At 58.9% G+C, this 22,991-nt stretch carries 16 protein-coding genes and 1 tRNA gene; 9 read left to right on the top strand and 8 right to left on the bottom strand.

Features of this window, described 5'->3' with window-relative positions:
* Positions 1 to 407: 407 nt before the first annotated feature.
* Positions 408 to 1,193 carry a class I SAM-dependent methyltransferase gene (locus L3X40_RS14660; RefSeq protein ID WP_237366263.1) on the top strand — a complete coding sequence of 262 codons (786 nt, stop codon included), beginning with the start codon at positions 408 to 410 and terminating at the stop codon, positions 1,191 to 1,193.
* Positions 1,194 to 1,340: 147 nt separating this feature from the next.
* Here L3X40_RS14660 and L3X40_RS14665 read toward each other — a convergent pair whose 3' ends face one another.
* Positions 1,341 to 2,705 carry a methyl-accepting chemotaxis protein gene (locus L3X40_RS14665; protein WP_237366277.1) on the bottom strand — a complete coding sequence of 455 codons (1,365 nt, stop codon included), beginning with the start codon at positions 2,703 to 2,705 and terminating at the stop codon, positions 1,341 to 1,343.
* 179 nt (positions 2,706 to 2,884) lie between these two features.
* Between L3X40_RS14665 and L3X40_RS14670 the strand changes: the two genes are divergently transcribed.
* Positions 2,885 to 4,063 (top strand): vWA domain-containing protein, encoded by a 1,179-nt coding sequence (locus L3X40_RS14670; protein ID WP_237366264.1) that lies wholly within the window; start codon positions 2,885 to 2,887, stop codon positions 4,061 to 4,063.
* Positions 4,064 to 4,076: 13 nt separating this feature from the next.
* Here the strand turns inward: L3X40_RS14670 and L3X40_RS14675 are convergent, their stop codons facing one another.
* Both L3X40_RS14675 and L3X40_RS14680 read right to left on the bottom strand, forming a co-directional pair.
* Entirely contained in the window at positions 4,077 to 5,279 is a 1,203-nt protein-coding gene (locus L3X40_RS14675; protein WP_237366265.1) for an exo-beta-N-acetylmuramidase NamZ family protein, read from the bottom strand.
* Between the two features lie 62 nt (positions 5,280 to 5,341).
* A complete protein-coding gene (locus L3X40_RS14680; RefSeq protein ID WP_237366266.1) occupies positions 5,342 to 5,863 on the bottom strand; it encodes a DOMON-like domain-containing protein in 522 nt (173 codons plus the stop codon).
* Between the two features lie 79 nt (positions 5,864 to 5,942).
* Between L3X40_RS14680 and tyrS the strand changes: the two genes are divergently transcribed.
* Both tyrS and L3X40_RS14690 read left to right on the top strand, forming a co-directional pair.
* Positions 5,943 to 7,157, top strand: coding sequence for a tyrosine--tRNA ligase (tyrS, locus tag L3X40_RS14685; RefSeq protein WP_237366267.1), 1,215 nt, complete (start codon positions 5,943 to 5,945; stop codon positions 7,155 to 7,157).
* A gap of 94 nt (positions 7,158 to 7,251) precedes the next feature.
* Positions 7,252 to 7,590: a PilZ domain-containing protein gene (locus tag L3X40_RS14690; RefSeq protein ID WP_237366268.1), complete on the top strand. Its 339-nt coding sequence runs from the start codon at positions 7,252 to 7,254 to the stop codon at positions 7,588 to 7,590.
* 3 nt (positions 7,591 to 7,593) lie between these two features.
* Here L3X40_RS14690 and L3X40_RS14695 read toward each other — a convergent pair whose 3' ends face one another.
* On the bottom strand, positions 7,594 to 8,706 hold the full coding sequence (locus L3X40_RS14695) for a mechanosensitive ion channel family protein (protein WP_237366269.1): 1,113 nt from the start codon (positions 8,704 to 8,706) through the stop codon (positions 7,594 to 7,596).
* A 47-nt stretch (positions 8,707 to 8,753) separates the two neighbouring features.
* The gene (gene recG / locus L3X40_RS14700; protein ID WP_237366270.1) at positions 8,754 to 10,817 is read right to left on the bottom strand and encodes an ATP-dependent DNA helicase RecG; all 2,064 of its coding nucleotides are present in this window, start codon (positions 10,815 to 10,817) and stop codon (positions 8,754 to 8,756) included.
* An 89-nt stretch (positions 10,818 to 10,906) separates the two neighbouring features.
* Between recG and L3X40_RS14705 the strand changes: the two genes are divergently transcribed.
* Both L3X40_RS14705 and mfd read left to right on the top strand, forming a co-directional pair.
* A complete protein-coding gene (locus L3X40_RS14705) occupies positions 10,907 to 11,173 on the top strand; it encodes an FAD assembly factor SdhE (protein ID WP_237366271.1) in 267 nt (88 codons plus the stop codon).
* Positions 11,174 to 11,276: 103 nt separating this feature from the next.
* Positions 11,277 to 14,831, top strand: coding sequence for a transcription-repair coupling factor (mfd, locus tag L3X40_RS14710; RefSeq protein WP_237366272.1), 3,555 nt, complete (start codon positions 11,277 to 11,279; stop codon positions 14,829 to 14,831).
* A gap of 448 nt (positions 14,832 to 15,279) precedes the next feature.
* Here mfd and L3X40_RS14715 read toward each other — a convergent pair whose 3' ends face one another.
* A complete protein-coding gene (locus L3X40_RS14715; RefSeq protein ID WP_237366278.1) occupies positions 15,280 to 17,310 on the bottom strand; it encodes a putative bifunctional diguanylate cyclase/phosphodiesterase in 2,031 nt (676 codons plus the stop codon).
* A 177-nt stretch (positions 17,311 to 17,487) separates the two neighbouring features.
* Here L3X40_RS14715 and moaA point away from each other — a divergent pair, with 177 nt between their 5' ends.
* From moaA to L3X40_RS14730, 3 genes are all read left to right on the top strand, one after another.
* Positions 17,488 to 18,507 carry a GTP 3',8-cyclase MoaA gene (moaA, locus tag L3X40_RS14720; RefSeq protein WP_237366273.1) on the top strand — a complete coding sequence of 340 codons (1,020 nt, stop codon included), beginning with the start codon at positions 17,488 to 17,490 and terminating at the stop codon, positions 18,505 to 18,507.
* Complete coding sequence (locus tag L3X40_RS14725; protein ID WP_237366274.1) at positions 18,504 to 19,280, top strand: NAD kinase; 777 nt, start codon at positions 18,504 to 18,506, stop codon at positions 19,278 to 19,280. The genes moaA and L3X40_RS14725 overlap by 4 nt, the downstream gene beginning before the upstream one ends.
* 64 nt (positions 19,281 to 19,344) lie before the next feature.
* A tRNA-Asn gene (locus L3X40_RS14730) sits at positions 19,345 to 19,419 on the top strand.
* Here L3X40_RS14730 and L3X40_RS14735 read toward each other — a convergent pair.
* Positions 19,405 to 20,973, bottom strand: a complete 1,569-nt coding sequence (locus L3X40_RS14735; RefSeq protein WP_082748590.1) for a recombinase family protein — start codon at positions 20,971 to 20,973, stop codon at positions 19,405 to 19,407. The genes L3X40_RS14730 and L3X40_RS14735 overlap by 15 nt on opposite strands.
* 111 nt (positions 20,974 to 21,084) lie before the next feature.
* On the bottom strand, positions 21,085 to 22,587 hold the full coding sequence (locus tag L3X40_RS14740) for a recombinase family protein (RefSeq protein ID WP_066557179.1): 1,503 nt from the start codon (positions 22,585 to 22,587) through the stop codon (positions 21,085 to 21,087).
* Positions 22,588 to 22,991 lie beyond the last annotated feature (404 nt).

Below are 22,991 nucleotides of genomic sequence, written 5' to 3' on the forward strand. Positions count from 1 at the left end.
AGCTTGAACTCGCGGCTGAACTTCCTTCTTTGCATTGTGGACCTCCGATAGGTGGAAACACCTTATCTCGGTGTCCATCAAACCGGCAGCAGGCCAGTCCGCTCTGTCCGATGGCGGCGCCTACGACTGGAATGTTGGGGAAGCGCACTTGCGTCACCGGGCCGCGTTTATCTCGAGTTGATCGAGGGAGCTCGGGACGAACGGGAATGGGGTCAATCTCGATCCCGATCTAGCGACCACGCTCTGGGAGCGCAACTGGCTGGAGTTGGGCTCGACCGTGTTGAGACTGAGATGTGTGACAATCGGCGTCCCAAGAGGGGGTTGCCTATAGCGGCTGCCTGCGGCAGCATCGAAGCATAATCGAGTTCGGACTTCCACAACTGGCGCGCTCGCGCGAAGGAGGACAGATGATCCATGCTCCGATGCTCCAGGGCAAAAAGTTGGTTCAATCCATGTTTGCGCGTCGCGGCTACAGGATTGTAAGGTCAGAACCTGACGCGCAGTATCGACCGACCTCAGCCGACGCGCGCAACTCCGCCAGCTTGCTCCATGAGATACTTCCGGTGGTGCAGCACAATGCGCTGACCGGAGAATGGCCGACACCGGCATTTCTTGAGCGCTACTTCGATGCAAGCCGTCTTGCGATGGCTCGCCTTCTGCTTGATCGATGCGATGCTGAAGAAGTCGAAATTGCGGGCCAGCGCGTTCTGGACATCGGGTGCCATGCAGGGTGCCTGCTGCGCCTCATGCGCGCAAGATACCCGGAAGCCTCCCTCTTTGGATGCGACATTAGCGATGTGAAGCTCGCAATGGCCAAACGGGCCTGCCCTGACGCCGAACTGTTCTTCTGCGCGCTCTCGGACCTTCCTGAGTCATCGCGCTACGATGTGGTATTTCTGATGGAAGTGCTTGAGCACACGGTAGATCCCGAAGCGATCATCCGGGGTCTACTCGATATAGTGTCAGCCACCGGCACGCTCGTACTGACGGTTCCCGACGGGCGGAAGGATCATTTTCCTGCCAAGGAGTACAATGCGGAGTTTGATTCATACGCGGGCCACATCAATTTCTGGAGTCCGGAGAGCTGGAGCTATTTCCTGGTGCGGATCGCTCCCGAGTGGGGGCTCCGTACAGGAACGTTGCCAACTGGACACTTATTCGCAGCGCTGAGTATGAAGAACAAAGCGATCTAAACTCCGCGTTGTTGGCGTAACGGGAACGTCCGCACGTGGGAAGTGAGCTACGTCGAGCGGGAAGATTGAACCGATGACGGCTTACCTGCCGCCGCCTGGGAGGCGACTGTCCGCACCCGGCAACTTAGCGGTAGTGTCTGCACTATCTCAGATCAAATAGCCAAGCTCAAACAATCCCCAGCGCCTGCCATTGAAGTTTAGCGGCACCAGCACGCTGCGCAGTGCGCGGTAACGTCCCTCGCCCAGATCTTGACGATAGGTGTAGAGAAAGAAGTCACCTTCATTATCAAGCGCATGGCGTGTTTGGCTATCCATGAAAATCTGGCGATTGCGCGCATCTTCCAGGTTCCATTGCCGCTGTCCGGGTCGCTGCGGCGCACTGCGCGCGCTGATATGCGTGGGCAGGAAACCGTTCATATCGACAAGGCAGCACCCGACAATAGCGTCATCCTTTGCTGTATGGAGATCAAGCAATGGTCGGATATATGTGTCTGCGAACTGCACGAAATGGGTGTTATATTGTACCGGGTCCGTGCCCGGAATAGCGTGATACTGCGTATCGAACAGATCGGCTTCGCTGATATGCGAAGCGGTCAATGCCTTGCGGATCGCAGCGCTTACTTCCTCTGCATCCGCCAACGCCTGAGCAATATAGGGGCTGTTGCGTGTCGGAACCTCGCTATGCGCGGTCAGATTAAGCATGTTGTTGGAACAGCTTTCCAGCTCATCGAGCCGAAGCCGGGCCGTATCGACCTCACGCGCACTTTCCTGTGCGGCCTCACAAAATTCTTCCAGTCCTTTCTTCAGGACCGCAACATCCTGCTCGCCTTCCTGGTTGCAGCGGGAAATCGCCTCCGATCGTTGCTGGAACTGGGTAATCAGCACTGAAATTTCGGCCATGACGGAACGGATGCGATCGATCTGCCCACCCGTTTTGTGCCCCATGTCGATACTCGCCTCCACACCGCCGATCAGCCCCCGTGCACTGTGATCCAGCTGCGTAAGCTTTTCCGATACAAAGGAGGTGGACTCGCCCGCCTGTGTGGCAAGCCTGCGAATTTCGTCAGCGACTACGGCGAAGCCCTTTGTAGCCTCGCCACCCCGCGCTGCCTCTATCGCCGCGTTGATGCCCAGCATCCGGGTTTGTTGCGCAATCGCGCCGAGTTCGTCCGAAATCGTGCCGACAGTGCCGATAATATCGAGGAAATTGCGCAGTTTTTCTTCAAGCCCGGTGACATGGGCGATCAGGGTCGCAAATTCGTCCAGCGAGAGCGCCGCCACATTGTTGCCCTCGACAATGATCGACTGGGCGCGTGAAGCCGTCTGTTTCAGTTCTGCACTTGCGAAATTGCTTTCAACCTGATTGCCGGACAGCTGCTCCATATTGGCCTGCAACTCGTGCAGTTGGGTAGCATCCTGCTGAATACGCTGGTTAAGCCTGCTCAAAAACCCGGCAGTATCGCTGCACTGCAACGACATGTCGCCACAACGTTCACCCAAATCCGCCAGCAAATCGCCGTCCGCCACGCGCGTCCCCCAGTGTTGCCGTCCCTCGTACATGTTGAATCCTGCTTTAACCGCAATTGCAACAAGATAATGCTGCAACGCACAATACACCGTCATTTGGTCAAAATTTCATTAAGGCTGAATGTAGAACTTTGCCTGCCGCCAAAGCACCGTTATGATCGGTCATGTTTTTCAATTTTCTCGACGAACTCCGCGCTGCCGGTATTCCAGCCAGCATGAAAGAACATCTGGTGCTGCTGGAAGCGCTGGATCAGGAGGTCATTTCAAACCGGCCTGAAGAATTCTATTATCTCGCACGCGCAACCTTTGTGAAGGACGAGGGGCTACTGGATCGATTCGATCAGGTTTTTTCCAAAGTCTTCAAAGGGCTGGAAACCAGTTATGGCACCCAGCCTGCGGAAATTCCGCATGAATGGCTCAAGGCCGTGGCGGAAAAATATCTGACGCCGGAAGAAATGGAGAAGATCAAATCCCTCGGTTCCTGGGATGAAATCATGGAAACGCTTAAAAAGCGGCTGGAGGAGCAGCAAGGGCGGCATCAAGGCGGCAGTAAATGGATCGGCACGGGCGGGACTTCGCCCTACGGCAATGGCGGCTATAACCCCGAAGGCGTGCGGATCGGTGGCGAGAGCAAGCACAAGCGCGCCATCAAGGTATGGGACAAGCGCGAATTCGCCAATCTGGACAACAAGCGCGAACTGGGCACTCGCAACATCAAGGTAGCGCTACGCCGTCTGCGTCGCTTTGCCCGCGAAGGCGCGGCGGATGAACTCGACATCGACGGCACCATAGACGGCACGGCACGGCAGGGTTGGCTCGACATCCGCATGCGCCCGGAGCGGCATAATGCGGTGAAACTGTTGCTGTTTCTGGACGTCGGCGGATCAATGGATCCCTACATCAAATTATGCGAGGAAATGTTTTCAGCCGCGACGGCAGAATTCAAGAATCTGGAATTCTTCTATTTCCACAATTGCCTGTACGAAGGCGTATGGAAAGACAATCGCCGCCGCTTTGCCGAACGTATTCCAACCTGGGACATCCTGCATAAATATGGTCATGACTATAAAGTGGTCATCGTGGGCGATGCATCGATGAGTCCCTATGAAATCAGCCATCCGGGCGGGTCGGTGGAACATTTCAATGAAGAAGCGGGCGTCACATGGATGCAACGCCTGACCAACACCTATCCTGCCGCAGCCTGGCTCAATCCCACCAATGAAGATCATTGGGGCTATACCCAGTCAATCCGCCTGATGCGGGAATTGATGCAGGACCGGATGTACCCGCTAACGCTTGATGGGCTGGATAATGCCATGCGGGAATTGACCCGGAAACGATAACGGGACCAGAGTATCAGTAAAGCAGAAACGGTTGCCGCGCTTCCTCCCATGCCTGTTCGTCGGGCACGGTTATGGCGTCAAGATCAGCGGGCGTGGCGTGGCTGTCATCCACCCATTCCCGCAATAGCGGGCTGCCGTTGATGACATCGATCGGCAGCTTGCCCAGTTCATATTCATAAGGAAAATCGCGCCACAAATCATATTGCGGCGACAGCGAACGGATCGCCTTGAACGCCAGCGCCTGCACCCGCCAAGGCCGGAAAACGGCATGGTCATAATGCGGCCCTTCGGCGTGGATATGGACACCGCTGCACAGCTTGCTCACATGCTTGTGAAAGGTCGGTTCGAACCAGCAATCCCGCAACACACATCCTGTCAGCCATTGCGATGCAAGACGATCCATTTCCTTTATGACGGCACGCGCATCCATGTCAGGCGCGCCAAACAGTTCCAGCGGCCGCGTCGTCCCCCGCCCTTCCGACAAGGTGGCACCTTCCAGCATCACCGTGCCGGCATAGGCCCGCGCCATATTGAGATTGGGTGCATTCGGGCTTGGGTTGATCCAGATGCGCTCTTCTATTGGCCAGCCATAGCCGGGCGCGGCATCGGGCTGCCACCCTTCCATTGCGACCACCGAATAATCGACACCGATCCGGTAATGCGCGATGAACCAGTGTCCCAGTTCGCCCAGCGTCATCCCGTGCCGCATCGGCATCGGCCCTGCCCCAACGAAACTTTCCCAGCCAGGACGCAGGGCCAATCCTTCGACCGGACGACCAGCGGGGTTGGGCCGGTCGAGCACCACGACCTGCTTGCCATGCTTTGCCGCCGCCTCCAGCACATAAAGCAACGTCGTGATAAAGGTGTATATGCGACATCCAACATCCTGCAGATCGATCAGGATCACGTCGAATGTGTCCATCATCGCATCGGTTGGGCGTCGCACTTCGCCATAGAGGCTGAACACCGGGATGCCGAGAACCGGATCGTTGAAGTCCGGCGATTCGACCATATTATCCTGCTTGTCGCCACGCAGGCCATGTTGCGGTCCGAATGCGGCGCTGAGGCGGATATCATCGCAGGCTGCCAATGCATCCAGGCTATGGGTCAGGTCCTCCGTCACGGATGCCGGATGAGCGAGCAACGCCACACGCTTGCCGGCCATCGGCACGCGCAGGGCGGGCTCGGAAAGAAGTCTGTCGATACCGAATTTCATGCGCGCATCTATCCTGTCTGCTTCTTACATCTTTCCGTTATTCCCGCGCAGGGGATGACGAACTATAAGGAGTTGCCGTCTCTACCATTTGCTGCCCCGAGTTGCAGCGCAAAGCAATCCCGATGATGAAAATCCGGTTTTTCCGATGGATGCTGAAGCGCCCACCAGCTTTTGCTTCCATCCTGCTGCTCTATCACTGCGGACAGGCCAATGCGGCGGTTCAGGTCGGGAACCAGCGCACCCAGATCAAGCTGCACGCTCACCCCAAGCCGGTGTTTCGTCAGCATGGCCTCCACGACAGGCGCGGCGCTGGCGGCCGCACGTATGCCCGTGCGATAATCGTCGAAGCGATAGGCCGCCCAGCAGGATGAAGGCGCGAAATTATATTCGGCATAGCCGCCATCATCCAGCGCGACAAACAGTTCAAAACAGGTGGCCTGCCACAGATTATCGCACTGCGCCGCCACTGTCGCCGCCGGTATTTTCAGCGCGCCAATGTCGCCCCTCACCACATATTCCAGCGCCAGGGCAGTTGGTCCAATCAGGGTCAGTTTCGCGCCACAGCCGGTAACGGGCAAACACACGCTTGCCGGATGACATATCAATGCCCTTTTCGCCAACACTCTACCCAAGCGGAAAACCCCATGCTATTCGCGCGCGGCCATGACCCAATATACATCCGATCTGCTGCGCCTGCTTGAGAGCCGAGGCTATATCCATCAATTGACCGATGCGGAAGGGTTGGATGCGCTTGCCGGCAAGACGGTTATTCCCGGATATATCGGGTTCGACGCCACCGCACCCTCTCTGCATGTCGGCAATCTGGTGCCGATCATGATGCTGCGCCGTTTGCAACAGGCGGGGCATAAACCGATCGTACTGATGGGCGGGGGAACCACCAAGGTCGGCGATCCTTCGGGCAAGGACGAAAGCCGCCAGCTTCTGACCGAGGAAAAGATCGCGGAGAATATCGCGTCCATACGGGGTGTATTCGAACGGTTTTTGACGTTTGGCGATGGTCCCTGTGACGCCGTCATGGTCAACAATGCCGACTGGCTCGATACGTTGGAATATGTGCCTTTCCTGCGCGATATAGGGCGGCATTTCACAATCAACCGCATGCTGACGTTCGAATCGGTGAAACTGCGCCTTGAGCGGGAACAGCCGCTGACATTCCTCGAATTCAATTACATGATCCTTCAGGCCTACGACTTTCTTGAACTCTCCCGCCGCGCCGAATGCCGGTTGCAGATGGGTGGATCGGACCAATGGGGCAATATCGTCAACGGCATCGAACTGACTCGCCGGGTGGACGGGACGCATGTCTTCGGCCTTACCACCCCGCTCATCACCACAGCAGACGGCGGCAAGATGGGAAAAACGGCCAAAGGCGCCGTGTGGCTTAATGCCGACATGCTCTCCCCCTATGATTACTGGCAATTCTGGCGCAACACACAGGATGCCGACGTCGGGCGCTTCATGCGGCTCTATACCGATCTGCCTCTGGACGAAATCGACCGGCTGGAGGCGCTGGAGGGTGCGGAGATCAATGAGGCGAAGAAGCTGTTGGCCGACGCCGCGACTACACTGGCGCACGGCCATGATGCGGCACATTCCGCCGCTGAAACCGCCCGACGCACATTTGAGGAAGGCGCCAGGGACGCCAACCTGCCAACCGTGACGCTTTCGTCGGAAATGACCGTCATGCAAGCCATAACGGGGCTGGGCTTTGCCGCGTCCAACAAGGAAGTGAAGCGCAAGGTTAATGAAGGCGCGATCCGCATTAACGATGTACAGGTCAGCGATCCGATGACTCTGGTCGCTGTTGGCGACAAGGTGAGCTTTGGCGCCAAGAGGCATGGACTGATAGTTGCTTGATCGTAACGGGATTTTTCTTGTGTTAACCATGAGTTGACAGCTTCTGTTAGCGAACTTCGGCATACCCTTCAGGTGGGGAAGAGCGGAGTGCATCATGAAGAATCTGCGGTCGCTGAGCGATCCTGCAAACCCGAGCCAAGTGCGGCGAACGGGCAGGGATCTGGTCGATTTCAAGACGAGTTTTTCCTCGCACCTGAGTTCGGGTGATATTCACATCGTCAATATATCGCGCCTTGGGCTGATGGCCCGGACTAAGGAGGCAATCCAGAAAAGTGAGCGGCTGATCCTTCGATTGCCCCATTGCGGAAGAGTGGAAGCTTTGGTCCGCTGGGTTGAGGACGGTCGTATCGGCACCGAATTCGTAACGCCGGTTTCCGAACAGGATTATGCGAAGATGCTGGCCGTCGTACCGGGACGCCAACAGGGCTGGTAGCGATCACGTTTTTCCGGCAGGAATTTCCCGTTGTAAGAAAATGGGGCGGTCCGGTGCAGGGCCAGCCAGCAAATGCCGGTTGCGGGGGAGCGCTTCGGGCATTTCTTCCCTGAGAAAAGTCAGGACCGCCTCGCGAACATGGCAACGTAAATCCCATGCCCGCCCTGCATCCCTAGCGCTCACCAAGGCGCGCAACTCCATCGCTTCGGGTCGTTGCTCTGTCACCTGCAGAACCACCACCCGTTTGTCCCATAGGGCATTGGCCGTCGCGACCTGCTCGATCTTGTCACGGATCCGTTGCACATCGGCGGCAGGGTCCACATGGAAATAGACGGTGCCCAGCAAATGGCTGGTCTCCCGAGTCCAGTTCTGGAAAGGCTGCTCCAGAAAATAAGATACAGGCACGATCAGCCGCCGATCGTCCCATATCCGCACCACGACAAAGGTCAGGCGGATATCTTCGACCCGACCCCACTCCCCCTCAACGATCACTACATCATCGAGGCGAATTGGCTCTGTAAAAGCCATTTGGATTCCTGCGATCAAGTTTTTGAGCGCAGGTTGCGCGGCCGCGCCTATCGCCAGACCGGCAAGACCCGCCGATGCCATCAGCGTAACACCAATGGCGCGGACGGAAGGTATAGCGATCAATATCATCGCGATGGTAACAAAACCGACGATGACCTGTCCCATACGATACAGAATACGCACACGGGTCTGGCGGCGGCGGGCCTCCAGATTGTTTTCAACGCTGATGTCGCTCCGCAATTCTATCAGGCTGCGGAACGCGCCCAGAACACGCATCACCAGCCACCCGATCAGCGCCGCAAGCGCCATGCGCGACCCGATGCTCCAATAACGCGCAAACGCGCCCGCAAGATCGAAAGATTCCATCACGATCCCGACGCTGAACAACAGGAGCAGCCATCGCACGGGGCCGCGTACCGCAGCGAGGAGCAGGTCGTCGCCTTGTGCTGTAGTATGGCGGGCAATGCGCTGCGCAAACCAGAAAAGGACCCAATGCACGGCCAGCGCCACGCCTATGGCGATTGCGAGAGATATCAAGGCCGGAAAGCCCAATGCGGCGATACCCCGCTCAACTTGCGTTTCGGTCATGCCCTTTCAATGCTGAAAGTCCATAATGGTTTCGCCATCGCAGCATTTCACCCGCTGCGAAGCAATCCCACCGCCGCATCGCGCTCGAACAGATAAAGGCAGATCCGCGCCGCTTCGCCACGCGGACTGCCCAGCCCGCCGTCACGGTCGACCAGCAGTCGGGCATCGTCACGGGCGATTGATACCAACGCATCGATCTGTTCAGGGGTCGCAAGACGAAACTGCGCCTCACCCGATTGACGCGTGCCCAAAACCTCGCCGGCGCCACGCAAACGCAAATCCTCCTCCGCTATCCGAAAGCCGTCATTGGTTTCACGCAGCAGAGCCAGACGCGCGCGCGCGGTTTCGCTGAGCGCATTGCCCCGCAGGAGCAAACAGACCGATTTCTTGTCGCCGCGCCCTACCCTGCCCCGCAACTGATGAAGCTGGGCAAGACCAAAACGATCTGCCCCCTCGATAATCATCAGCGTTGCATTGGGCACATCGACGCCGACTTCGATGACAGTGGTGGCAACCAGCACCTTGGTCTCCCCGCGCTGGAACCTGTCCATGACGGCATCCTTCTCCGCCCCTTTCATCCGACCGTGGACAAGGCCGACGGCATCGCCAAAACGCATTTTAAGCGCCTCCGCACGGGCCTCCGCCGCCGCAAGGTCGGTCTTCTCGCTTTCCTCCACCAATGGACAAACCCAATAAGCCTGTCCCCCGCCTGCCATATGACGGCCCAATGCATCGGCAATTTCCGGTAGGCGCTCTGCCGATATGACCCGCGTTTCGATAGGCTGACGACCCGGCGGCATTTCATCCAGACGCGATACGTCCATTTCGCCATAATAGGTCAACGTCAATGTACGCGGAATCGGCGTTGCCGTCATGGCGAGAAGGTGCGGTGTACGCTCCGCCTTGTCAGTCAGCATCATGCGCTGGGCAACACCGAAACGATGCTGCTCATCAATCACGGCAAGCGCGAGATTCTTGTAGGTCACCGCCTCCTGAAAGATCGCATGAGTGCCCACCAGAATGTCGATCGAACCATCCGCCAGGCCCATAAGCGTGGATTCACGCACCTTGCCCTTGTCCCGGCCAGTCAGGATGGCAAGGTTGACTGGCACGCCTGCCAGCATTTTCTGCAAGGTTGCAAAATGCTGGCGTGCAAGGATTTCGGTAGGAGCCAACATCGCCCCCTGCATACCCGCCTCCACGGCATTGAGCAGCGCCATCAGGGCCACCACCGTTTTGCCCGCGCCCACATCCCCCTGCAACAGTCGGAGCATGGGTTGCCCCTGCGCCATGTCGCCCGCGATTTCCTGATTGGCGCGATGCTGGGCGCTCGTGGGCTCAAAGGGCAGCTTCACCATCGCACGCAAATGACCATCACCCTGGACCGGCACACCGCGCCTGCGCCGCGCTGTGGCGCGCACCAGCATCAGCGCCAGTTGGCCAGCGAAAATCTCGTCATAGGCAAGGCGTTCCCGTGCCTGCGCATTACCTGGCTCTGCATGGGCCGCGGCAAGCGCCTCCCGCCAGACCGGCCATCGCTTTTGCGCAAGGACACTGGGTTCGATCCATTCGGGCAGGTCGGGTGCACGCTCCACGGCCTGTTCCGCCAGATGGCGCAGACGATTGTTGGTCAGGCCTTCGGACAGCCCATAGACCGGCTCGCGTTCGGGAACGTCGCCCGCTTCATCGGGTGACAGGACATAGTCGGGATGGATGATCTGCAGTTCCTGACCATAGCTTTCCAGCTTGCCCGAAATAAACCGCTTTTCATGAAGCGGCAGCAACTTGCGCGCCCACCCGGAATTTCTGCCGAAATAAACAAGCGAGACATAATTGCCGTGCGCATCGGTGGCATTTACCCGGAAAGGCGCCCGCGCGCTGCCCGTTGCCTTATATTCGATGGGGGTCAATTCGATGGAAATGACCCGCCCTGCATCCGCCATATCCAGTTCGCTCACGCGCTTGCGGTCGATCCAGCTGGTGGGCAAGTGAAAGGCCACATCAACGGCGCGCGCAAGACCAAGACGCTCCAACGGCTTGGCCAGCGTCGGACCTATGCCTTTCAACGCCGAGATTTCGGCAAAGAGCGGATTGAGAATATCGGGTCGCATGTCTAAGAGCGCTTATATCGAAGCTGGCAAGCCATGAAAGCGTCTGCCGGCCAATTATTATGTGCCCGGTACAGAGAGCCAGAACCGCCATGGAAAACGACATTCGCCTGCGCCGCATTCATTTCCGCGCCTGGCATCGCGGCACGCGTGAAGCAGACATGATGATCGGCGGCTTCTTCAACCGTTACGGGGCAAAATGGTCAGAGGCGGAACTGCAATGGTTCGAACGACTTCTGGACGAAGACGACGTAGACGTCATGGCATGGGCCATAGGCACGCAGCCAGTGCCAGAAACATATGCGGGCGCGCAGATGGATGCGATGCAGGAACTGGATTTCATCGAGATGCCAGGGTGACGCCTTATCCGAATTAGCCCGCACCCGATGGTCCCGAGCGAAGTCGAGGGATCTTGCACGAACGTCCCTCGACTTCGCTCGGGATCAACGGAATTCTGCTGAAATGACCGACCTGCAAAAGATCCTCAAATCTCCCCATCCCCTCACCCTTGCGGGCGTACCGCAGGGGTTCCAGCCTTGGCTGCTCGCGGATCTTGCGCGCGGGGCAAGGGGCCGCGCCGTCTACATCGCGCCGGATGACAGCGCCATGGCCGCCGTGGCCGACACCGCCGCCTATTTCGCGCCCGAACTGCAAATCATCCGCATTCCTGCCTGGGATTGTCTGCCCTATGACCGCGCATCGCCATCGCTGCGGTCGATGTCGGAACGGCTGGCAGGGCTGCACGCTTTGCAGGAAAAAAGCAGCAAGCCACAACTGGTACTGACCACCGTCAACGCGCTTGCTCAACGCACATTGACGCCCTTTCGCATCCGGCAACTGGTCGCGCGATTGGCGCCGGGTGAAAGCATTGCCATCGCTGCACTGACCCAATTGCTGCAATCCAACGGCTATGTGCGCGTAGAGACAGTGGCAGATGCTGGCGAATTTGCCGTGCGGGGCGGCATTGTCGACCTGTTCCCATCGGGCGAGGAACAGGCGCTTCGGCTCGATTTCTTTGGCGATGAAATCGAAAGCGTCCGGCGCTTCGATCCCGCCGATCAGCGGACGACCGGAAAGGTCGATAGCATCACCCTGCTGCCCGCATCCGAAGCCCTCCTCGATGGCGACAGCATCAAGCGCTTCCGCAGCCGCTATCGCGAAATTTTCGGCGCTACAGCCACCGGCGATCCGCTTTATCAGGCGATCAGCGAGGGGCGGCGGCTGGCGGGCATGGAACATTGGCTTCCGCTGTTCGAGGAAAAGCTCGTCACCCTGTTCGACCACCTGGGCGAAGACGCGCTGTATGTCCGCGACAGTGGGGATGCAGGCGCGGCCGAGGCGCGGTTCGAAGCGATCAGCGACTATTACGGCAACCGCAAGCAGGCGGGCTCAGGCGATCCCGGCAGCTATCGCCCGCTGGAACCGGGCCAGCTCTATCTGTCCGCCACAGAGTGGGATGCGCGGATCGGTCAGCACGCGATCCATCTGGCGACCCCCTTCCATGAACCGGAAAGCGAACGGGTCGTTGATTTCGGCGTGGACAACGCCCGCGACTTCGCCCCTGAACGCGCACAAAACGTCAATGTTTATGAGGCAGTAGGCAAGCATATCGCATCGCTCCAACGCGCCGGCAAAAAAGTCGTAATCGCCAGCTATTCCGTTGGTGCACGGGAACGGCTGGAGGGGCTGCTTGCCGAACATGGCGTCAAACGCATGGTTCAGGCCGCGGACTGGCAAGAAGCCCTGGGTCTTTCTTCCCCCCTCTCCTTCAGGGGAGGGGCCGGGGGTGGGGCCCGCAAAGGACAGGAAGTCCCCACCCCAACCCCTCCCCTGAAGGAGAGGGGCATTGAAGGGGCAGTCATCGCCCTTTCCGTCCTGCCCCTCGATCACGGCTTCACCGCGCCCGATGTGGCTGTGCTTACCGAACAGGACATGCTGGGCGACCGCCTCGTCCGTCGCCAGAAACGCAAGAAGAGTGCCGATGCATTCCTTGCCGAACTGGCGATGCTTACGCCGGGCGATCTGGTGGTGCACGCCGATCATGGCATCGGTCGGTATGAAGGGTTGATGTCGATCCCCGTCGGCAACAGCCCGCATGATTGCGTCGCATTGGAATATGCGGGCGGCGACAAGCTGTATGTGCCGGTCGAAAATATCGACGTGCTGTCACGCTATGGCAATGACCATGATGGCGTAATGCTCGACAAGCTGGGCGGCGAAGCGTGGCAACGGCGCAAGTCCCGCATGAAGGAGCGCATCCGCGAAATCGCGGGCGAACTGCTGAAAACCGCCGCCGAACGCGCGCTGCGCCCCGGACAGGTGGCCGAACCCGACAGCGGCGGCTACCCGGCCTTTGTCGACCGTTTCCCCTATCAGGAAACAGAGGATCAGGACCGGGCCATTTCCGACGTGCTCGACGATCTGGCGGCAGGCAAGCCGATGGACCGGCTGGTCTGCGGCGATGTCGGCTTTGGCAAGACCGAAGTGGCCCTGCGCGCTGCCTTCGTCGCGGCGATGGCGGGGATGCAGGTGGTGGTTATCGGCCCCACCACCCTGCTAGCGCGCCAGCACCACGTGAATTTCGAGGAACGGTTCAAGGGCTTTCCACTGAAGATCGGCCGCCTGTCCCGCATGGTCGGCGCGAATGAGGCGAAGACAGTGAAGGAAGGGCTGGCCGACGGCACTCTGGACATCGTCGTTGGCACCCATGCGTTGTTAACTAAAGGCATTGAATTCAAACGGTTGGGACTCGTCATTGTTGATGAGGAACAACGTTTCGGCGTCGTCCATAAGGAGCGATTGAAACAGCTAAAGGCCGACGTCCACGTCCTCACCCTCACCGCCACGCCCATTCCCCGCACCCTGCAAATGGCGATGTCGGGCCTGCGCGAACTGTCGGTGATCCAGACGCCACCGGTCGACCGGCTGGCCGTCCGCACCTATGTCATGCCTTGGGACCCGGTGGTGGTGCGCGAAGCGTTGCTGCGCGAACATTATCGCGGCGGGCAAAGCTTTTTCGTCGCCCCGCGCATCGCCGACTTGGCCGAGATCGAGGAGTTTCTACGCACGGAAATACCCGAAATCCGCTACGTCGTCGCCCATGGTCAAATGGCGCCGACGCAGATCGAGGACCGCATGTCGGCATTTTACGACAAGCGCTATGACGTGCTGCTGTCCACCACCATCGTCGAAAGCGGGCTGGACATTCCGAGCGCCAACACGCTGATCATCCACCGCGCCGACCGCTTCGGCTTGGCCCAGCTATACCAGCTTCGCGGCCGCGTCGGGCGGGCCAAGACGCGCGCTTATGCCTATCTGACCACGCCCGCCGACCGACTGATGACCGAGACGGCGGAAAAGCGGCTGAAAGTCCTGTCCGACCTCGATACGCTTGGCGCGGGGTTCCAGCTTGCGAGCCATGACCTCGACATTCGCGGCGCGGGCAATCTGGTCGGCGATGAACAATCCGGCCATATCAAGGAAGTCGGCTTCGAACTGTACCAGTCAATGCTGGAAGAAGCGATCATGGAGGCGAAACTGGGCGCCACCGGATTGAAACCCCGTGAGAGCTTCTCTCCACAAATCACTGTAGATGCGCCCATAATGATCCCGGAGGATTATGTCCCCGACCTCGACCTGCGCATGGGCCTCTACCGCCGGATGAACGATCTGGACGACCGGCAGGCCATCGAATCCTTCGCCGCCGAACTCATCGACCGCTTTGGCAAACTGCCCGCAGCGACCGAAAATCTGTTACGGATTATAGAGATCAAGATGCATTGCGTAAAAGCCAGCATCGCCAAGATCGACATAGGACCAAAAGGCGCGCTGGTCAGCTTCCACAATGACAGCTTCCCCAACCTTCCCGGCCTGCTCGCTTATGTGCAGCGGTTGAACGGCGTCGCCAAACTGCGCCCCGACAGCAAGCTGGTGATCGGCAGAAGTTGGGGCGACCCGCAGGCACGGATCAATGGCGCGCTGCAATTGTCAAAGGGACTGGCGAAGGCGGCGGGGTAGTCGTGCGGAGCTGAAATTCGCCCCATAAATATCGTCATGCTGCCTGCGCGGCCTAGCTATGCCCCCGGCATAGCGGGCTGCTCGTTGTTTCAGCATCCATTCCGCCTCCAGACGCGGCGGCGCGTGGGAAGAAATGGACACCGAAACCGGTTGGCAATTGTGCCCTTGAAGTATGTAACCAATCTCCCTCTCCCCTGTGGGGATCGTTGCATAATTCCATTTTACCGTCATCCCCGCGAAGGCGGGGATCCATCTCCCGACCTGACCGCTTGATTTTACGTCGGGAGATGGGTTCCCGCCTTCGCGGGAACGACGAAAATCAGGAAATGCACGAATTATGCGACAGTCCCTTCAGGGGGGAGGGCTATGATGGCGAGCCCAGCCTACTTGTCGCAACGGTATGATTCCCAAACCAGTTCAGGGTGACGATAATTTTTAGGGCTGCTCTCTACCCCACCAAACCCGCCAACGTCCCACTCCCCACCGCCCCAGACCTCAGAAAGCCTTGATAAAAATCGCACCCCTTGCGCGCCAGCAATGCCAGTTGCTGCTCCGTCTCCACGCCTTCCGCGACGACTTTCAGGCCCAGTGATTTGGCCATGTCGATCACCCCACGCACAACGATGCTGTCGCGTTCGGACCCGGTGATATCTTTGGCGAGGCCGCTATCTATCTTCAGATAATCGAGCGGCAGGGACTTCAGATAGGCAAGGCTGGAATAGCCCGTGCCGAAATCATCGATGGCGACACGAAGCCCCGCCGCGCGCCATTTCGTCAACAGGGCGGACGCAGCGGCCAAGTCTTCAATCAGGCCGCTTTCGGTAATTTCCACCGTCAGCCGATCATGCGGAAAGCCGCTGGATTCCAACTGCGCCATGAAGGTTTCAAAGAAATCCGCCTGCGCGATGTCCGCCGCCGTCACATTGATGGCAAGGCGCAGATGCGAAAGCGCATCGGGCCATGCGGCGGCAATCTCCAGCGCCCGTTTCTGCACATGCCCCGATAGCGGCAGCAGATAATCCGATCGCTCAGCAGCGGCGAACAGTGCGCTGGCGCCCAATGCCCCGAATTTGGGGTGATTCCAGCGGGCAAGCGCCTCCACTCCGGTGACGCGGTCATCGGCCATCACATATTGCGGCTGGAACACGATCTCTATCTCGCCGCGATCCAGCGCAAGGCGCAGATCGGTTTCCAGTTGATCATCGTCGGCAACCCGGCTGCGATCATCATGAATGCGGACGCGGACGCTCTGATTGTCCGACATCTTCGCATCGGCGAGCGCCGCCCCTGCCCGGCGGAGCAGACGTCCGGCGTCATCGTCCGGCTGCGCCTCGGCAATGCCGCAACGGGCCGTCAGGCGGATGAGATGGTCGCCCGCACTGAATGGTCTTGCGACCGCTCCGATCAGGCGATGGGCCAGGAACGCCGCCCGGTCAGCGCCCGTTTCATGCGGCAAGCCGATCAGAAATTCCGTACCCGCAATACGCGCCAGCATGACCCCGGCGCCTTGTTCCTCCTCGATCAGCCGCTCGATACGGCGACCGACGCGACCAAGCAGCGCATTGCCCGCCATCTGGCCATAAGCGGCATTCATCCGGTCGAACTGGCCAATGGACAGCAGAATGATGACCGGGCCGCCTGCCTGCCGGCCTTCCATTTCCTCCAGCATTCGCCCGATCCATTTTTGCGCGGCGCGGCGGTTGGACAGGCCGGTCAGATAATCCTTTTCTTCCGCCACCCGCCCTTCGCCGTTGGGCAAAAGTTCAATCTCCCCCAACAGGCACCCTGCCTCGACATAGAGGTGATGGGCCACGCGCCGCGGCGGATCACCCGGTATGACGTCACCCGGCATAACATGGGCAAAGGCCGCCCCGGCCCCGCTCCGTTCCACCTGCCGGGCAATCGCCAGCGCCGATCGCCGTTCCCCTTTTGGCAACAGGCGCAGCAGGCCGACAGGCGAAAGCCGACGCGACACGACCTCGCCCAAATAATCGGCAAGCGCCGGACTCAGCGTCACATGCGCCCTGGTAACATCATAGCGCCAGAATAGCGCATCGCTGCGTTGAATCGCATTGCGGTTGCGGGTTTCGGCGCGCCCCCCGCCCAGCCGCTCGACATGGCGCTGGGCAAAGGCAAGCGCCACCGCGAAAGTGTCGGCGCTCATCGTGTCGGCCAGAAAATGCGTCGCACCTGCCGCCAGCACTTCAGGCAATCGCCCTGATTCTGCCGGACTGATCAGGACCAGAAGCGCGCCGCCCAGGGCTTCAACCGCTTCGGACAGGGCGACAATGCTGCCAAACGCTTTGTCAATGCCCCGCCGCGCATCAATGACGGCAATCTGCGCCTGACTGCCCAGAAAGCGCTGCTCTGCTCCTGCTGGACGGCGCGCGGCGACCGGACGCCAGCCCGCCTCCATCGCAAAGTTCGAAAGCACATCGCGGTCGTGGGCCGACAGAATGAACAACGGCAGGTGCGGCATCACGGAAAACTGCGCGTCGGCATGGCTGACCTCCCGTTCCTTGTCCAATATGTCACCTTGCGTCAATTTCGATTCCACCCTTTTGCGCCCTCGTAACCCTGATGACAGGTCTTTATTTATAGGTCGTTGCCGCCTTCAGCGGTTGCACCATGCCCTGGCATGCCTTAGCTAGATTATATGGTGATTGCACGAAATGCATCAGCGTCCGGCATGGTCGATGCTTTTGGCCGCCACATCGAATATCTGCGGATTTCGGTGACGGACCGATGCGACCTGCGTTGCCGCTATTGCATGTCGGAAAAAATGACCTTCCTGCCACGCGATCAGATACTGACGCTGGAAGAAATCGCCATCATCGCCGACCGCTTCATCGCGCGCGGGGTAAAGAAGATTCGCCTTTCCGGCGGGGAACCGCTGGTGCGGCGCGATTTTGGCGAACTGGCACGGCGGATCGGACGGCATGTGAAGGCAGGGACGCTTGAGGAACTGACCCTCACGACCAACGGAACCCATCTTGCCGAACATGCCGAGATGCTGGCCGACGCGGGCATGAAGCGGATCAATGTCAGTCTCGATACGCTCGATCCGGCATTGTTCACGCAGATCACCCGGCGCGGCGACATTGCCAAAGTGCTGGAAGGGATCAGAGCCGCGAGCGATGCAGGCCTGAAGGTCAAGATCAACATGGTCGCGCTCAAGGGTCTGAACGATGGCGAATTTCTGTCCATGCTACGCTGGTGCGACGCGCATGGGCATGATCTAACCCTGATCGAAACCATGCCGCTGGGCCACATCGATGAGGACAGGACCGACCGCTATCTGCCGCTCACCATCGCGCTGGAGCAGATTGCGGCGGAGCATGAGGTCGCGCCCATAGCGTACAAAACCGGCGGTCCTGCCCGTTATTTCGCCGTGGACGGCATGCGGGCACGGCTGGGGCTGATTACGCCGCTCAGCAACAACTTCTGCGCCGGGTGCAACCGCATGCGCCTGACCTGCGAAGGCAAGATTTTCATGTGCCTGGGCCATGAAGATCATGTCGACCTGAAAACCGCCTTTCGAGAGGGAGGTGCCGATGCGATCGATGCGCTACTCGACACGGCATTGCGTTTAAAGCCTTTGGCACATGATTTCGCCATCGGTCCCGGAGAACGCCCGATGTCTGTATCCCGCCATATGAGTGTGACCGGCGGATGAGCGATGAACAGCGCCGGGCATTGCTGGCTTCGCCAGCCGATAACGCACGTGAAGCGGAGGAATTGTTGCGCAAGCAATATGATTTCGTCCCGCTGGAACAAGCCGACATGGTGATTGCACTGGGCGGCGACGGTTTCATGCTGCAAACATTGCATCACATGCTGGAGGAACGAAGGATATTGCCGGTGTTCGGAATGAACCGCGGCACCGTCGGTTTCCTGATGAACGAATGGCGACGCGATGCGCTGGATGAACGGCTGGAGCGTGCAAAAAGCTTTAAGGTCAATCCGTTACGGATGACCGTCGACACCGTAGATGGCGAGCAATTCTCCATTCCCGCAATCAACGAAGTGTCTCTGCTGCGTGAAACCCGCCAGACGGCCAAGCTGGTGGTGCAGGTCAATGGGCGCACCATGCTCCCCGAACTTGTGTGCGATGGCGTGCTGGTGGCAACGCCCGCTGGCTCGACAGCTTATAATCTGTCCGCCCAAGGACCGATATTGCCACTGGGATCGGGCATGATCGCGCTGACCCCGATCAGCCCTTTTCGCCCCCGGCGTTGGCGCGGTGCGATATTGCCGGAAAAAATGATCGTGCGATTCGAGGTGATCGATCCTGTCAAACGCCCGGTCAGCGCGGTTGCCGATCAGCGTGAAGTGCGCGATGTCGCGCGGGTGGAAATCGCGATTGATCGCAGTACACCGCTGACGTTAATGTTCGATCCGGAACATGCACTCGACGACCGGATTGCGATGGAACAATTTATGTCCTAACCCGCTTGCAATCTTCTGAAAGGCGCTGCTATAGGCGCGCTTCGCCTGTTGAGAGACGGGCTGCTCCCCGATAGCTCAGCGGTAGAGCATTCGACTGTTAATCGAATGGCCGTAGGTTCGAATCCTACTCGGGGAGCCATTCCGTACGCGGCGGATTTTCCGAGCCCTTGGCGGGCTCGGAAGCCGGCACCAGGAATGACATTTCCTCAAGCATTCCAAAAGGTTCGCGGAATGTGACTGTGAGGGTGTCGTTGGCCCAGGTGCTGTTCAAAACCAACAGATTCAAAGCGGTGTTTTTGGCGCTTTGCGACTGTATGCTGAATGTCTTGTGTGCCTTTCTAGCGAGATCGAGTAGGGCGATTCCATCATCGACGAGTGCGTCCTCGGCGCTGTAGAGGGCGTCCATTTGGCGTTGGCACCGCTCTCGCTCCTCTCGCCAGGTGGCTGCCATTCGATCGTGCATGTCGGCCGTGATCCGCCCGTCGACGTGGTCCACATAGAGTTTGTCCAGTCGCAGCTGCAGCCGATCCGATTCGGTTCGCAGGCGTGCGATGGTGTCAGTCCGCTCCCGACTGCTCTCTGAATGGACATCACGCAGCGCACGCTCGATTAGGGCAAATACGGTGTCATTCATTTCAAGGCGGGCGAGCTGCTGGGCAAACGCCGCGGCGAGCGTTTCCTCCCGAACATATCGCTCCGGGCACTTCTGCTTGAAGCCTGAGCAGTGGTAGTAAATGTACCTACCCCTCTGCATTTGCGCCACCACCGCGCACCCGCAATGGCCGCAGCTGATGAGACCTGTGAAGGCAAAGCGCCTCGGCTCCGCCCTGAGATTGCCACCACTCCGGCCATCCAGCACATCCTGGACGTTTTGCCAGGTCTCGGTGGTGACTAAGGGCTCGTGTGTGCCCTGATAAAGGCGCCCCGCCCATTCAAAGGCTCCAGCATAGAGCCGATTGCGGAGCATAAAATGAATCGTGCTGACTCCGATGGGAAGCTGGCTTCGCCGATATCTCAGGCCCTCATCGCGAGCCATCTTGGTCACTTCCTTGAGCGAATATGCTCCCGTTTCGAACCACTCGAAGACGCGTGCCACGATTGAGCCAGCGTTGGTATCCGGGACGATAATCTTCTTTCCGAGCGGACCGACAACATTGACATAGCCGATAGGAGCGACCGAGGGCCACATGCCCTGCTTTGCCTTCTCCAGCATTCCTTTGCGAGCTTCCTCGGAAAGGTTGTCTACGTAGTTCTTTGCCATCAGGACCTTGATCCCGTGCATGAACTTCTCAGATGATCGGGAATCCCGCGAGAGGACGGTTCCTTCCTTCACCAGATGAATCTCGATGTCGAAATCATCGAGCGTCACCCAATCCTTCAGGTTCCGATAGAGCCGGTCCGTCTTCTCGACGAGGACATGACGGACGCCAGCACGCGCTCTTAGAAATTTGAGCATTGCCTCGAACTGAGTGCGGCCGGTCTTCTTGGCGGATTCGATATCGACATATTCTTCAGTGATCGCCAGGCCCTGCTTCTCGGCATATTCCCGTATGAGCTTGACCTGCGCGTCGATCGAGAAGCCCTCCTTCTCCTGCTCAGCCGTTGAGACACGGGCATAGAGAACAGCCTTCTGTTCCGCAGCTGGCCGGCCACGGCGTACGGGCGCGGGCTTGGGTTTGCGTGGTCTCGCCATTGAATTTCCTGCCTACCTGATGCCGAATGCTTTCTCCTCCGTTCCTCCTACAGCGGGAGGCACGACGGTGCGAGACCATTCCGAATTCATCTGTGGCGCGGGAGACGGCGGTCAGATGGAAATCTGCTCAAGCATTCCGAAGGGTTCGCGGAACGTCACTGTGAGGATGCCGTTTGCCCATGTGCTACTTAAAACCAACAAGTTCAAAGCGCTGTTCTTGGCATCGGGCGTTTGGGTACCGAAGGTTTGGTGAGCTTTGCGGGCGAGATCGAACAGAGCAACTGCGTCTTGGACATACCCATCCTCCGCCTTGTAGAGTATCTCCAGTTCATGCTGGCACCGCTCCCGCTCCTCACGCCAGGTTGTTGCCATACGGTCGTGCGTGTCCGTCGTTATTCGCCCATCGAGGCGATCGATGTAGAGCGCGTCCAATCGCTGCTGCAGCCGGTCCAAATCAGCGCGTAGACGGGATATTGTCTCGAGCCGCTCCCTGCTTCTATCGACATGCGATTCGCGAACCACTCGTTCGATGAGGGCGAACACACTGTCATCCATTCGAAGGCGGGCGAGATGTTGAGCGAACGCGTGGGTGAGCGTTTCCTCGCGAACATATCGCTCCGGGCACTTCTGCTTGAATCCTGAGCAGTGGTAGTAAACGTACCGGCCGCGCTGCATCTGGGCCACCACCGCGCACCCACAGTGGCCGCAGGTGATGAGCCCGGTGAAGGCGAAGCGCATTGGCGCCGCCCGGACGTTACTGATGCTGCGACCATCCAGAACCTCTTGGACGTTTTCCCAAGTCTCGGTCGTGACTAGCGGTTCGTGATTACCTTGATATAGCCGGCCCGCCCATTCGAAGGCGCCGGCGTAGAGCCTATTGCGCAGCATGAAATGGATGGTGCTGATACCGACGGGAAGCTGGCTCCTACGGTATCTCAGCCCCGCCGCGCGAGCCATTTTCGTCACTTCCTTGAGAGAATAGTTTCCCGTCTCGAACCATTCGAAGACGCGCGTCACAAGCGGCGCCGCATCCGAGTCTGGCACGATGATCTTCTTACCAACAGGGCCGACAACATTCGCATAGCCGATCGGGGCGACCGACGGCCAAATACCCTGTTTCGCCTTTTCCAACATTCCCTTGCGGGCCTCCTCCGAGAGATTGTCGACGTAATTCTTGGCCATGAGGACCTTGATCCCATGCATGAATTTTTCCGACGATCGGGAATCGCGCGAGAGGACAGTCCCTTCCTTGACTAAGTGAATCTCGATATCGAAGTCATCTAGCGTCACCCAATCCTTCAGGTTCCGGTAGAGCCGATCCGTTTTCTCGACGAGCAAGTGACGGACCGCGGCGTGCGCTCTGAGATATTTGAGCATCGCCTCGAACTGCGTCCGGCCCGTTTTCTTCGCCGTTTCGACGTCCACATATTCCTCGGCGACGGTAAGTCCCTGCTGTGCCGCATATTCGCGAATGAGCTTCACCTGGGCGTCGATGGAGAACCCCTCCTTCTCCTGTTCCGGTGTGGAAACACGGGCGTAGAGAACGGCTTTGTGCCCCGTCGTCGACCGGTCGCGACGAGGTGCTTTAGGTTTCGGTTTACGCGGTCTTGCCATTAATTTCCCATATCGCGAACGAGATATTTCCCTTCCCGGGCCGCCTCGCGGCTCCTTCCCCGGGGGCCAATTGGATCAGCAACGACTAATCAGAATCCGGCTTCGGAGTTTTTCGAGGCCGTCCGCGCGGCCGAGACGCGATCTCTGGTCTTCGGACCTTGCGGGAGGGGCCACGCTGCCTGCCTAAAGTTTTCTCAGGACCCGGCTCGAATGGGCCGACCTCCCATTTGACCAGGATCCACATATAATCGCCGAGGTTGCCCAGCAGGTTGCGCGCTTCGCTTTCGGAGACCGATCGCTGCAGCCCGTTTTCGAAGAAGGATTGCGCCTCAAGGACCAGTTGGCGCGAAAGGGCGCTCCGCCGTATGACCCAACGATCGTCGCGACCTGCTTCGCGAGCAGGC

Source organism: Rhizorhapis sp. SPR117, assembly GCF_021742065.1.